This is a genomic window from Arthrobacter sp. BG5, from assembly GCF_056680155.1.
On sequence record NZ_CM155268.1, the window covers coordinates 1,856,188 to 1,869,855 of the forward strand.

7 protein-coding genes and 2 rRNA genes are annotated in these 13,668 nt (G+C 64.6%); 4 read left to right on the forward strand and 5 right to left on the reverse strand.

The window, feature by feature from the left end; all coding sequences use genetic code 11:
• The first annotated feature begins 144 nt into the window (after positions 1-144).
• The 4 genes from AC1MBE_RS08575 to AC1MBE_RS08590 all read left to right on the forward strand — a co-directional run bounded on the left by AC1MBE_RS08575 (position 145) and on the right by AC1MBE_RS08590 (position 4,663).
• The gene (locus AC1MBE_RS08575; RefSeq protein ID WP_479782420.1) at positions 145-1,014 is read left to right on the forward strand and encodes an aldo/keto reductase; all 870 of its coding nucleotides are present in this window, start codon (positions 145-147) and stop codon (positions 1,012-1,014) included.
• A 59-nt stretch (positions 1,015-1,073) separates the two neighbouring features.
• Entirely contained in the window at positions 1,074-1,775 is a 702-nt protein-coding gene (locus tag AC1MBE_RS08580; protein WP_479782422.1) for a type 1 glutamine amidotransferase domain-containing protein, read from the forward strand.
• Between the two features lie 86 nt (positions 1,776-1,861).
• Positions 1,862-3,556: a helicase HerA-like domain-containing protein gene (locus AC1MBE_RS08585; RefSeq protein ID WP_479782424.1), complete on the forward strand. Its 1,695-nt coding sequence runs from the start codon at positions 1,862-1,864 to the stop codon at positions 3,554-3,556.
• Between the two features lie 114 nt (positions 3,557-3,670).
• A complete protein-coding gene (locus tag AC1MBE_RS08590; RefSeq protein ID WP_479782426.1) occupies positions 3,671-4,663 on the forward strand; it encodes a hypothetical protein in 993 nt (330 codons plus the stop codon).
• Positions 4,664-4,840: 177 nt separating this feature from the next.
• Here AC1MBE_RS08590 and AC1MBE_RS08595 read toward each other — a convergent pair whose 3' ends face one another.
• The 5 genes from AC1MBE_RS08595 to AC1MBE_RS08615 form a co-directional block, all read right to left on the reverse strand.
• On the reverse strand, positions 4,841-6,823 hold the full coding sequence (locus tag AC1MBE_RS08595; protein WP_479782427.1) for an NHL domain-containing thioredoxin family protein: 1,983 nt from the start codon (positions 6,821-6,823) through the stop codon (positions 4,841-4,843).
• Positions 6,823-8,976 carry a bifunctional copper resistance protein CopD/cytochrome c oxidase assembly protein gene (locus AC1MBE_RS08600; protein ID WP_479782429.1) on the reverse strand — a complete coding sequence of 718 codons (2,154 nt, stop codon included), beginning with the start codon at positions 8,974-8,976 and terminating at the stop codon, positions 6,823-6,825. Before AC1MBE_RS08600 ends, AC1MBE_RS08595 begins: the two co-directional genes overlap by 1 nt.
• 110 nt (positions 8,977-9,086) lie before the next feature.
• Positions 9,087-9,374, reverse strand: a complete 288-nt coding sequence (locus AC1MBE_RS08605; RefSeq protein WP_011776355.1) for an HU family DNA-binding protein — start codon at positions 9,372-9,374, stop codon at positions 9,087-9,089.
• 307 nt (positions 9,375-9,681) lie between these two features.
• Positions 9,682-9,798: ribosomal RNA gene (gene rrf, locus AC1MBE_RS08610) — 5S ribosomal RNA — on the reverse strand.
• 236 nt (positions 9,799-10,034) lie between these two features.
• Positions 10,035-13,168, reverse strand: a 23S ribosomal RNA gene (locus AC1MBE_RS08615).
• Positions 13,169-13,668: the final 500 nt, after the last annotated feature.

The following is a 13,668-nucleotide window of genomic DNA, read 5'->3' on the forward strand; positions in this document are numbered from 1 at the left end:
GAAAATTTCGTCTGCCGCGCCGGACTCCGGCCGGCGCACACTGATGCCAACGGCGCCGGGGCCCGGCTTATTTCTGCGCGGCCGGAATCACCGGCAAGACTGCCCGGCAGGAATACTCAGCACCCTTAGTGGGTTGCCGCCCTTATGAGCCACGACAACTCGCAGCATCCGGAATCATCCGCAACGATCGATTTGAAGGACCTGGGGACAGTCCACCGGCTGGGCTTCGGCGCCATGCGCATCGTCGGCGACGGCGTCTGGGGCGAACCGGCCGACCGGGACGCGGCCGTCGCCGTCGTCCGGCGGGCCGTCGAACTGGGCGTCGACTTCATCGACACCGCAGACTCGTACGGGCCAAACATCAGCGAGGAGATCCTCGCTGAGGCCCTGCATCCCTACAAGGACGGCCTGAAAATTGCCACCAAGGTCGGATTCACCCGCACCGGCCCCGATGAATGGGTGCCGTTGGGCCGCGCCGAATACCTGCGCCAGCAGACGGAGTTGAGCCTGCGCAAGCTCAAGGTCGAGGCCCTGGACCTGCTGCAGCTGCACCGGATTGACCCCAAGGTCGACCCGGAAGAGCAGTTCAGCGTGCTCCGCGACCTGCAGAAGGAGGGCAAGGTCAAGGCCCTTGGCCTGTCCCAGGTCAGCGTGGCGGAGCTTGAGCAGGCCGGCCGGTACTTCACTGTCTCCACGGTGCAGAACCGGTACAACCTGACGGACCGCAGCTCCGAAGATGTCCTTAACTACGCTGAAGAGCACGGCATCGGCTTCATCCCGTGGGCGCCCATCTCGGCCGGCGAACTCGCCCGCCCGGGCGGCCCGCTGGACGAGGCAGCCACGAGGCTGGGCGCCACCACCTCCCAGGTGGCCCTCGCCTGGCTGCTGCGCCGCTCCCCGGTCATGATGCCGATCCCGGGCACCGGGTCGGTCAAGCACCTCGAAGAGAACCTGGCCGCCGCCGGCGTCGTCCTCGATGACGCCACCTTTGCCGAGCTCGAAGCCGCAGGCTAACAAACCAACCACCCCCACCCCCTTGGCCGGCCCTCTGGCCGGCAGAACAGGAGCACAACATGGCTAACATCCTGATGGTCGTATCCGCCGCCGATTCCCTCACCATGCGTGACGGCAGCAAGCACCCCACCGGCTACTGGGCCGAGGAGCTCGTCGTCTCGCACCAGACCCTGCAGGGCGCCGGCCACAGCGTCCGGATCGCAACTCCCGGCGGCGCCAAGCCCACCGTCGACGAGGTCAGCCTCGCCGCCGAGTCCGCCGGCGGCCAGGACCGCGCCGACGGCTTCCGCCAGTACATCGCCGGGATCGACGGCGAGCTTTCCGCGCCACTGGTGCTGGCCGACGTCGACCTTTCCGCATACGACGCGATCGTGATGCCCGGCGGCCACGGCCCGATGGCCGACCTGTTCGAGGACCCGGATCTCGGCCGGCTGCTGGTCGAGGCCAACACGGCCGGCAAGGTCATCGCGCCCTTCTGCCACGGTCCCGCAGGCCTGCTGAGCGCCGTCGACGACGCCGGAACCTTCCCCTTCGCGGGGCGCCGCCTCACCGTGTTCACCAACGAGGAGGAGCTCGGCGGCGGCACCGGCGAGAACACCCCGTGGTTCGTCGAGGACGCGCTGAAGGAGAAGGGCTCGGTCGTCGAAAACGGGGCCGCCTGGAGCTCCAACGTGGTCCGCGACGGGAACCTCATCACCGGTCAGAACCCGCAGTCCAGCGAGGACGTGGCGAAGGAAGTGCTCAAGGCCCTCGCCGAATAACGGCGCCGGTCAGGCCGCAAATTAGCCGGAAATAAAACATTGGCCGATGCCGGGTCCGCGCTGGCGGACCCGGCTAAGCTAGCGGCATGGCCATCAAATCCACTGCAGATAAAGTCGCCACCATCCAGAAGGGCTACACCCTGGAGGGGCCCACGATCGAGCTGGGGGCCGCGATCGTCGACGGCGAACTCCACAAGGACGCGCCCGTCCGGCTGCCGCTGGCAATGATGAACCGGCACGGCCTGGTGGCGGGCGCCACCGGCACCGGCAAGACCGTGACCCTGCACATGATGGCTGAGCAGCTCTCCACCGCCGGTGTCCCGGTCTTCCTCGCCGACATCAAGGGCGACCTTTCCGGCCTCGCCACGGCCGCCCCCGGCTCGGACAAACTCAAGGCCCGCACCGACAGCATCGGCCAGGCCTGGTCCGGGAAGACGTTCCCGGTGGAGTTCCTGGCCCTCGGCGGCGACGGGGCCGGAATCCCGGTCCGGTCCACAATTACCTCGTTCGGCCCCATCCTGCTGTCCCGGGTGATGGAGCTCAACGAGACCCAGGAGTCCAGCCTGCAGCTGGTATTCCACTTCGCGGACAAGAACAATCTTGAACTGATCGACCTGAAGGATCTCCGCGCGGTCATCCAGTTCCTCACCTCGGCGGAGGGCAAGGACGAACTGGAGAACCTTGGCGGCCTCTCAAAGTCGACCGCCGGAGTCATCCTCCGCGAACTCATCACGCTTGAGGCGCAGGGCATGGAGAAGTTCTTTGGCGAGCCGGAGTTCGACACCGCGGAACTGCTGCGGACCGCCCCTGACGGGCGCGGCGTCGTGACCTGCCTGGAGTTGCCCACCCTGCAGACCAAGCCCATGTTGTTCTCCACCTTCCTGATGTGGCTGCTCGCTGACCTGTTCGAGGATCTTCCCGAAGCGGGGGATCTGGACAAGCCGAAGCTCGTGTTTTTCCTCGACGAGGCGCACCTGCTGTTCAACGGTGCCTCCAAGGCCTTCCTCGACGCGATCACCACCACGGTCCGGCTGATTCGTTCCAAGGGCGTGGGGATCTTCTTCGTGACGCAGACGCCCAAGGATGTCCCCGCGGATGTCCTGGGCCAGTTGGCCAACCGGGTCCAGCATGCCCTGCGCGCTTTCACCCCCGAGGACGCCAAAGCGCTCAGGGCGACGGTGTCGACGTTCCCGGTCAGCGACTACGACCTCGAAGAGACTCTCACTTCGGCCGGAATCGGCGAGGCCGTCATCACGGTTATGAACGAGAAGGGCGCACCCACCCCGGTGGCGCTGACCCGGCTGCGGGCCCCGGAGTCCGTCATGGGTCCCAGCGATGATGCACTGATTTCCAGCACCGTGGCCGGCTCAGCCCTGCTCGGCAAGTACGGCACCGCCGTGGACAACATCTCCGCCTACGAAAAGCTTGCGGGCCGGGCGGCAGCACCGACCGGCCCGGCGGCCGGCTCCCCCACAGGTTCGGGACCCGGAACCGGCCTGGACCCCGACGCCGTCGACGCCGACGCACGCCGGATCGAGGAAGAGATCCTGGGCCGCCCGAGCAGCCGCTCAGCGCCGACGTCCGAACCGGACGGTGCCCCGCAGCGGCGCGCCCCGCAGCCGCAGGAAACCGGCGGCGGCATGGCCGGAGACCTCGCCGGCGCGCTGGGCGGGGCGCTTGGCGGCGGGCTCAAGAGCATGGCCCGTTCGCTGGGCACCCAGATCGGCCGGGAGCTGCTCCGCGGCGTCTTCGGAACGTCTTCCCGGCGGCGCAGGCGCTAGCCGCACCGCCGCCCGCACACCCGCCTGTCCGTCCGCCGGTGATGGTCCACGTCACAGCGGGCGCCCTGAAGACCGGTATTCAGCGGGCGTGCAGGTAACGTAAGGTACGTGCAGATGAGTCAGGCGTTGGTCAGGATTGCAGCCGTGTGGCTGTTGGGCCTGATGCTCGCCGTGGCCGGCGCCGTCGTCGCCATCAATCTGGTGAACAATTCGATTGCCAGCCCCCAGCAGCCCGTGCGCGAATATCTGGACGCGCTGCAGAAGGGCGAAGGCGAGAAAGCCCTCGGCCTGCTGAAAGCCTCCGTGCCGCAAGGCAACCCCGCCATGCTGGACGGGGAGGCCCTGAAGACTGCGGCCGCGGGGATTTCGGATGTGAAATTCGGTAACGCGGAGGACCGGGGCGGCAACCAGGTTATGGTTCCGATTGATTACACCCTCGGCGGGAGCCGGCTGCACACCGAGTTCCTGCTCCAGCGGTCCGGCACGCAGTGGCTCTTTTTCCACGACTGGTCTTTCGTTCCGGCCGCGCTCCCGGTGTTGGACGTCACCGTCGTGAACTCGAATCAGGCCTCCCTCAACGGCGTTGCGGTGAACATGCCCAACGGCCGCAATTCCTTTGCCGTGTTCTACCCCGGCGAGTACGAGGCGTCCCTGAACGGCAAGTACTTCGCCGCCCCCGCGACCCGGGCAACAGTTTCCAGCCGGGACATGCCCTCGGCGCCGCTGAACCTGCTCACCCAGGCCACCGACGGGCTCAAGGACGCCGTCACCGCCAAGGTCAAGGAGTTCCTGGACACCTGCGCGGCGCAGGCCGACAAACAGCAGCGGCTTCAGCCGGACTGCCCGTTCTACCACGCCACCAACAACCGGGTGGTGGACGGGACAATCGACTGGAGCATCACCGATTACCCTGCCGTCAGCATCGAGCCCTTCGGCGGCCGCTGGGTGGTCGCACCGCTGGACGGCAAGGCCAGGATCAAGGCACGGCAGGTGGACCTCTTCACCGGCGCGGTCACGGAGCTCAACACGGTCCATGATTTCAGCTTCACCACCCGGCTGGACATCGCCGGCGACTCGGTCAAGCTCACCCCGCAGCTGAGCAGCTAGGACTGCTGCGGCACCGGCCCACCACGCCGGCCGTCGGACGCCTGCCCTGACCGCCCGCCGCAGTCCGGCGTCGTCGATTCCCAGGCCGGACAGCGCGGGTGCCCCAAGAACGCCAAGAGGCTGCCGCCCGTGACACGCAGGTCGCGGACGGCAGCCTCTTGGCGCCAGGCGGGCGCTTCAGTCCATGCCGCGCAGATCCAAAACCAGCTCGGTGTCACCGTCGGCCTGCAGCACCACCGGAATTCCCCAGTCCTGCTGGTACAGGTGGCACGCCGCGTGGTCCGGGATCTCGCCGTCTTCGGTTTCGGGGCCGTCGCAGGCCGCAGCGCGGGCGGTAATGTGCAGCACGCCCTCGGGCACATCGGAGGCGAGCTCCAGGGTGCGGAGCAGGCCCACGGAGGTCCCGCCGCCCGCGACCAGCAGCTCCGGCGGCGTGGACGAGATCTTCAGCTGCGTCGGATCGCCCCAGCGGTCGTCCAGCTTCTGCCCGGTCGGGGCGGTGAACCGGACCGTCAGGGACATCAGCCCGGGGGCGACGGGGCTCTTGGGCCGGTGGGTCTGTGCCGCCCCCTCGTCCACCTGCTGGGCCTCCTTGGGGATGGGCACGTAGACGAGCTGGTGCTTGTTCGCTTCGACCACCACCAGCAGCGGCTCGGAGCCGGCCACCTGGGTGTGGTCCACGATGACGTCCGAAGGTTCGGAGAGCCCGCGCGCGAGCGTAGACACCGTGCCGGAGGCGGGGTCGTAGCGGCGGACGGCGCCGTTGTAGGTGTCCGCGATCGCAACCGAGCCGTCGGGCAGCACCGTCACGCCCAGCGGGTGCTGGAGCCGCGCCTCGGCGGCCGGGCCGTCGCGGAAGCCGAAGTCGAACAGGCCCTTGCCGACGGCGGACTCGACCGTGATGGCACCGTCGTCGCCGATAACGAGCTTGCGCAGCGCCGAGGTCTCCGAGTCCGCGACCCAGATGTTCCCGTCCGCGTCTTCGGCGAGGCCGGAGGACTGGGCGAACCAGGCTTCCGCGGCCGGGCCGTCGAGCAGCCCTTCCAGGCCGTTGCCTGCGATGATGGACACGCCGCCGGTGACCGGGTCGAAGCTGAAGATCTGGTGCACGCCGGCCATCGCCACCACGACGGCGTTGAGCTTGCTGGACCAGACAACGTCCCAGGGCGAGCTCAGCGAGACCTGCAGCGGATCCGCTTCGAGCCGGGCACCGTAGGCAGCGCCCTCTTCGTCCACGCGGGCCGGGCCGGTCTCGAGCAGCCGCTGTACCCCGTTGCCGGCCAGGGTGGTGGCGGTGCCGTCCGCGAGGGAGAGCCCGCGGAGCCGGTGGTTGACCGAATCGGCAATCACGACGTCGTAACCCGCCTTCGCGGCCACGTCCGCCGGCAGCAGCACCAGGCCCTGCGGCTCGTTGAAGCGGGCGTCCGCGGCGCCGCCGTCGGCGTAGCCCTTCTCCCCCGACCCGTAGGTGCCCAGCACCGTTTCGAAGTCGGTGGAGAGCTCCACCAGGCGGTGGTGGCCGGTGTCGGTGACCAGCCAGGAGCCGGCGGCGGAATCCGTGCCGGGGTTTCCGGCAGCGGCGGAGCCGCCGCGGCCGGCCGGAAGGTACAGGGCCTTGCCCGGGAACCGCAGCGTTCCCGACGTCGGCTCCGGGGCCACGTAGGGACCGTCGCCGCGGTGCAGGGTGCCCTTCGCCTCGTGCTCGGCGATCAGCTCGGGGATAAGCACGGCCAGGCCGTCCGCGTGGCCTTCGCCGGAGAGGTGCGCGACGATATAGCCCTCGGGGTCGATGACCACCAGGGTCGGCCACGCGCGGGCGGTGTAAGCCTTCCAGGTATCCAGTTCCGGGTCGTCCAGCACCGGGTGGTGGATCTCGTACCGTTCGACGGCGGCGGCCAGGGCGACCGGATCCGCTTCGTGTTCGAATTTGGGCGAGTGCACGCCGACCGTCACCAGGACGTCGGAGTACTGCTGCTCCAGCGGGCGCAGTTCGTCCAGGACGTGAAGGCAGTTGATGCAGCAGAAGGTCCAGAAATCCAGCAGCACGATCTTGCCGCGGAGGGATTCGAGGTCCAGGGATTTGCCGCCGGTGTTCAGCCAGCCCCGGCCTACGAGTTCGGAGGCCCGGACCCGGTGGTGGGTGCGTACGGTTTCGCTCATCAGCGTCCTTCCAGCTTTGAATTGCGTTCTGCCAGCTTCGCGTCGCGTTGTGCGAGCTGGGCAAACATATCGTTATAAGCGGTGAGATCGGCGTCGTTATTCCTGTCCGCCGCCCGGTCGGTGCGTTTGGACTCGCGCTCGTCGGAGCGGGACCACATGACGGCGACGCCGATCGCCACCAGCAGGGTGGGCACTTCGCCGATCCCCCAGGCCACCGCGCCGCCCATCTGCTGGTCCAGCAGGGCCGAGGGACCCCAGGTCCGGCCCAGATTGCCGAAGTAGTCGGCGGCCAGCAGCCCGGTGCCGCCCATGATGGCGACACCGAAGAAGGCGTGGAAGCCCATGGTGGCCAGCAGAAGCAGTAGCCGCATCGGGTACGGGGCCCGTCGGGGCAACGGGTCGGTGCCGATCATCGTCAGCACAAAGATGTAGCCGGTCAGGGCGAAGTGCAGGTTCATCAGCTCGTGTCCCACGTGGTCGCGCATGGCGTAGCCGAAGGCGTCCGAGTAGTAGAACAGCACAATGGAGCCGGCAAAGTTCGCGGCGGCAAACAGCGGGTGCGTGACGAGTTGCGAGAACTTGGAGTGCACAAAGACCAGCAGCCATTCCCGGGGCCCTCGGGAGCTGTCCTGCCGCGGGGCCAGCGCCCGCAGCGCGAGCGTGACGGGCGCGCCCAGGACCAGGAAAATGGGTGCCACCATGGTCAGCGCCATGTGGTCCACCATGTGCGCGGAGAACAGCACACGGCCGTAGACCGACGGCGGGCCGGACGTCACGTAGGTGAGGACCACCAGTCCGATCACCCAGTTGACGGTGCGGAACCAGGACCAGGAGTCACCGCGCCGACGCACCTTGCGGATGCCCAGGAAGTAGGACACCAGGCCGAAGACGGCGACGGCGACCCAGAGCCAGTCGAGCCGCCACTCCGTGAGCCAGCGCTGCGGGGTCAGTTCCGGAGGCAGTTCGTAGCCGGAGAGGATGAAGGCCGGCGACGCGTCCGGGGCGAACGTGGTGGGCTGCGGCGGCGCGGAGCGACCCAGCGCGACCGCGATTCCCGACGTCGCGCCCATGATCAGCAGCTCCACGAGTACCAGCTGCCAGAGCACCCGGCGGGCGGACAGGCCGGCCCCCTTGGCGCCCAGCTGCGGGATCACCCACCGCCGGTGCATCAGGCCGATGCCGCCGAGGATCAGTGCCGCTGCCGTCTTGGCCAGGATGAGCTGGCCGTACGCGGACCCGAAAAGGTCGGGCCAGCTGGAGACCCTGATGCTGGCGTTGATCACGCCGGAGGCGAAGACCAAGGCGAAGGCGAAGCCGGCCAGGGACGAGAACCTGCGGAGGGTGGGCTCGGTAATGTCCGGGGCGCCCTTGGCCCCGGGGGCCGGCGCTGCGGCCAGGACGCCGGAGAGGAGGGCGAGGACGACCACGCCTCCCACCCAGGCCGAGACACCCACGAGGTGTAGGCCCAGGGAGTTGATGGCGCCTTCGTGGTCGTTCGAGCTGGCCGAGTGGCCGATCAGCGCCGCCGGCACCAGTCCCACCAGGGCTAGGACCAGGGTGAGGGCCAGCGCTCCCCTCGACCGGACGCCGAACAGGGCGGTGGTGGCAACCGCGGCGATGATGACCACCGCCAGCCACGCCCGGCCGGTGTCGATGTCGGTCATGAAGTAGACCAGGGACTTGGTGAATTCCGGGTCCCCGGAAACCGCTTGCCCCGCGATATCGGAGTAGCTCAGCACCAGCACCGCAACGGCAGAAAGCGTCCAGGTGACGCCCGCGACGGCGGCGACGGCCAGTGCGCGGGTGAACGCGGGATGCTCCGGGGCGTCGTTGTCCTTGGACCGGCGGCCGGAGAGGTTCCGGGGCAGGATTCCGACGGCGAAAATGAGGCCGCCGATCACGGTGGCGAGGGAGACGTTGTGGAGGGCCTTGCTGATTGGAAGCCCCCAGCGGACCAGGGCTCCCGGGTCCGAGACTGCGCGGGCCCCTGCCGCCCCGGAGAAGAGCATCGCAGCCACCAGCCCCAGGAACAACGCAGCCAGCCCGGCCAACTGCCAGGGACGGGAGATCCCCGGCGTTCCGGTACCGGCGCCAAGCGCTCCCCCCGTTGAGGTGGGCGCTGCTGGGGTTCGGGGTTTTGCTGCTGAAGGCACAACTCCATTGTCCGCTACGGCCGCCTGCGTGCCGAATCCGCCCGGTGGCGCTTAACGCAAAGGAGCGGCAACCCAACGGGTTGCCGCTCCTTTCAAGCGTGAGAAGAAGACTACTTCTTCTTGGCGACTGCAGCCTTCAGCTTGGAGCCGGCGGTCAGCTTGACGCTGTGGCCAGCGGCAATCTGGATGGTCTCGCCGGTCTGCGGGTTGCGGCCGGTGCGGGCGGCGCGGTCGGTGCGCTCGACGGCGAGCCAGCCCGGGATGGTGATCTTTTCGCCCGCGGCGACAGAGGTCTCGAAAACCTCGAACAGTGCATCGAGCACGGAGTTGACGGCTGCCTGGCTGGTGCCGGCCTTGCCAGCTACCTCTGCAACAAGTTCACTACGGTTCTTAGCCATTTATGTCCTCCTGGACGGTTCTAATTTCTGAAGCCTGCACGCGGCATGCGTGCAAGCCACTCTTCGAAAACTTACCAGCTTGGCGGCGTTGAGGCGGCAAATTCCGCGTGTTTTCGCCGTTTTTTGGGAAAAAATCCGGGTTTCGGGGGCTTAGGAGGCCCTTTTTCAGCCGTCAGCGGAAGCCCCGATCCCGCGGGGGACTGCGCCGGCCCACAGCAGCAACGCGGCGGAACGGCGGGTGGGTGGTTTTGGGGTTAAAGGGGGAGAGCCTCCAACCTGGTGGTTGGAGGCTCTCGACCTAATGGTTGTCCGGCGGTGACCTACTCTCCCACACCCTCCCGGGTGCAGTACCATCGGCGCTGTGGGTCTTAGCTTCCGGGTTCGGAATGGGACCGGGCGTTTCCCCCACGCTATGACCGCCGTAACCCTTGCTCCACACCCCGGGCCTGTGAAGGACCCCTGGGTGGGAAATCTGTGTGGTTACAACTCCCTGCCCCTGGGGGCAGTGTGGTGTTGTTATTCAGTTTTGGTTCCCTGGATCAACGTGCCCGTGGCGGGTTTGTTGTTTGGGAACCACATAGTGGACGCAAGCAGTCTTGTTTCTTTGTACCCTCCCCATGGGTGCGAACCCCTTTTGATGTTGGTTCGCGGGGTGGGTGTGTGGTGTAAGTTATCGGCCTATTAGTACCGGTCAGCTTCACGAGTCGTTAGTCCTCGCTTCCACATCCGGCCTATCAACCCAGTGGTCTGGCTGGGGGCCTCTCACACACAAGGTGTATGGAAATCTCATCTCGAAGCGAGCTTCCCGCTTAGATGCTTTCAGCGGTTATCCCATCCGAACGTAGCTAATCAGCGGTGCACTTGGCAGTACAACTGACACACCAGAGGTTCGTCCGTCCCGGTCCTCTCGTACTAAGGACAGCCCTTCTCAAATTTCCTGCGCGCGCAGCGGATAGGGACCGAACTGTCTCACGACGTTCTAAACCCAGCTCGCGTACCGCTTTAATGGGCGAACAGCCCAACCCTTGGGACCTACTCCAGCCCCAGGATGCGACGAGCCGACATCGAGGTGCCAAACCATGCCGTCGATATGGACTCTTGGGCAAGATCAGCCTGTTATCCCCGAGGTACCTTTTATCCGTTGAGCGACGGCCATTCCACAATGTACCGCCGGATCACTAGTCCCGACTTTCGTCCCTGCTCGAGATGTCTCTCTCACAGTCAAGCTCCCTTGTGCACTTACACTCGACACCTGATTGCCAACCAGGCTGAGGGAACCTTTGGGCGCCTCCGTTACTTTTTAGGAGGCAACCGCCCCAGTTAAACTACCCATCAGGCACTGTCCCTGACCCGGATTACGGGCCGAAGTTAGATGTCCAAAGTGACCAGAGTGGTATTTCAACGATGACTCCACCCGAACTGGCGTCCGGGCTTCAACGTCTCCCACCTATCCTACACAAGCCACTCCGAACACCAATACCAAACTATAGTAAAGGTCTCGGGGTCTTTCCGTCCTGCTGCGCGTAACGAGCATCTTTACTCGTACTGCAATTTCGCCGAGTTTATGGTTGAGACAGCGGGGAAGTCGTTACTCCATTCGTGCAGGTCGGAACTTACCCGACAAGGAATTTCGCTACCTTAGGATGGTTATAGTTACCACCGCCGTTTACTGGGGCTTAAATTCTCAGCTTCGCCTTGCGGCTAACCGGTCCTCTTAACCTTCCAGCACCGGGCAGGAGTCAGTCCGTATACATCGTCTTGCGACTTCGCACGGACCTGTGTTTTTAGTAAACAGTCGCTTCCCCCTGGTCTCTGCGGCCCCTGCACGCTCCGGACAGCTTGTGTCCATCACGATGGGGGCCCCCCTTCTCCCGAAGTTACGGGGGCATTTTGCCGAGTTCCTTAACCATAATTCTCTCGATCGCCTTAGTATTCTCTACCTGATCACCTGTGTCGGTTTGGGGTACGGGCGGCTAAAACCTCGCGTCGATGCTTTTCTAGGCAGCATAGGATCACCGAATCCCCCCATACGGGGGTCCCGTCGGGTCTCAGGCATCATGAACGGCGGATTTGCCTACCGTTCGCCCTACATCCTTAGACCGGGACAACCATCGCCCGGCTCGGCTACCTTCCTGCGTCACACCTGTTAATACGCTTGCCTCCCAGGTTTCGGTCCCGCGCTCCACCAAAACCCTCACACCACAAGGGTGATCGGGCAGGTCTCGGGCGGTTAGTATCCCCTGTTCAGCATGGGCGGTTTTTCGCCGGTACGGGAATATCAACCCGTTGTCCATCGACTACGCCTGTCGGCCTCGCCTTAGGTCCCGACTTACCCAGGGCAGATTAGCTTGACCCTGGAACCCTTGATCATTCGGCGGACGGGTTTCTCACCCGTCTTTCGCTACTCATGCCTGCATTCTCACTCGTGTAGGCTCCACCGCTGGTTTACACCGCGACTTCACTGCCCACACGACGCTCCCCTACCCATCCAGACGCCTGAACCACAAGGGCTTAGCTAATATCTGAATGCCACAACTTCGGCGGTGTACTTGAGCCCCGCTACATTGTCGGCGCGGAATCACTTGACCAGTGAGCTATTACGCACTCTTTTAAGGATGGCTGCTTCTAAGCCAACCTCCTGGTTGTCTTCGCAACTCCACATCCTTTCCCACTTAGCACACGCTTAGGGGCCTTAGTTGGTGGTCTGGGCTGTTTCCCTCTCGACTATGAAGCTTATCCCCCACAGTCTCACTGCTGCGCTCTCACTTACCGGCATTCGGAGTTTGGCTGACGTCAGTAACCTTGTAGGGCCCATTAGCCATCCAGTAGCTCTACCTCCGGTAAGAAACACGCAACGCTGCACCTAAATGCATTTCGGGGAGAACCAGCTATCACGAAGTTTGATTGGCCTTTCACCCCTACCCACAGCTCATCCCCTCCATTTTCAACTGAAGTGGGTTCGGTCCTCCACGACGTCTTACCGTCGCTTCAACCTGGCCATGGGTAGATCACTTCGCTTCGGGTCTAGATCACGCCACTGCAACGCCCTGTTCAGACTCGCTTTCGCTACGGCTTCCCCACACGGGTTAACCTCGCGACGTAACACTAACTCGCAGGCTCATTCTTCAAAAGGCACGCCGTCACCCCAACACAGCAAGCTGCGGAGGCTCCGACGGATTGTAAGCACACGGTTTCAGGTACTGTTTCACTCCCCTCCCGGGGTACTTTTCACCTTTCCCTCACGGTACTGGTCCGCTATCGGTCATTAGGGAGTATTTAGGCTTATCAGGTGGTCCTGACAGATTCGCACGGGATTTCTCGGGCCCCGTGCTACTTGGGATACTTCCCAGGCGGCACACTACATTTCGGTTACGGGGCTCACACCCTCTCTGGCCGGCCTTTCAAGACCGTTCACCTATGCACATGCTCTCACCCCACTGTCCCGGCAGAGACAGAACGGAAAGTCCCACAACCCCGACCATGCAACGCCCGCCGGCTATCACACATGGAACGGTTTAGCCTGATCCGCGTTCGCTCGCCACTACTAACGGAATCACTATTGTTTTCTCTTCCTGCGGGTACTGAGATGTTTCACTTCCCCGCGTTCCCTCCACGCACCCTATGTGTTCAGATGCGGGTCACCAGGCAACTCGCGTCCCTGGCGGGGTTTCCCCATTCGGACACCCTGGGATCACAGTCCGGTTATCGACTCCCCCAGGCTTATCGCAGATTCCTACGTCCTTCTTCGGCTCCTAATGCCAAGGCATCCACCGTGTGCTCTTAAAAACTTGACCACAAAAGATCAAGGAGTAATTTCGAGAGAACCACAGAAACCAACCACACCCAACAACACCACCCCAAAAGGGTGACACCATCACGCGCAGCCAGATCCAGGTTCATATTCTTGGAAATTGCTTCTTATAAAAGATGCTCGCGTCCACTATGTAGTTCTCAAACAACAACCCCGTACCACACACCCCACACACCAGACCCCCACAAAAGGGACCGAACAGTGCATGCTCGTCGCAGCCGGGAAACCAGAAACACAAGTCCCACACCCCGCACCCCCAACCCCCCGAAAGGAGAAGAACGCGCAAGCCATGGTCCTGTTGTCTCAGGACCCAACAGTGTGCCAAACACTAAACCGCCTGCGTCCCGCCCCCGCCGTTCCAGGACACCCTGCTCCACAAGAGAGCAGCACATCCGTACTGGGCAAGGACAAAACCATGCGGCCGCTATTTGTTGATATTCCACCCGTGAGCACCCGCCGCAGAACAATCGTCTGCGCAACGGG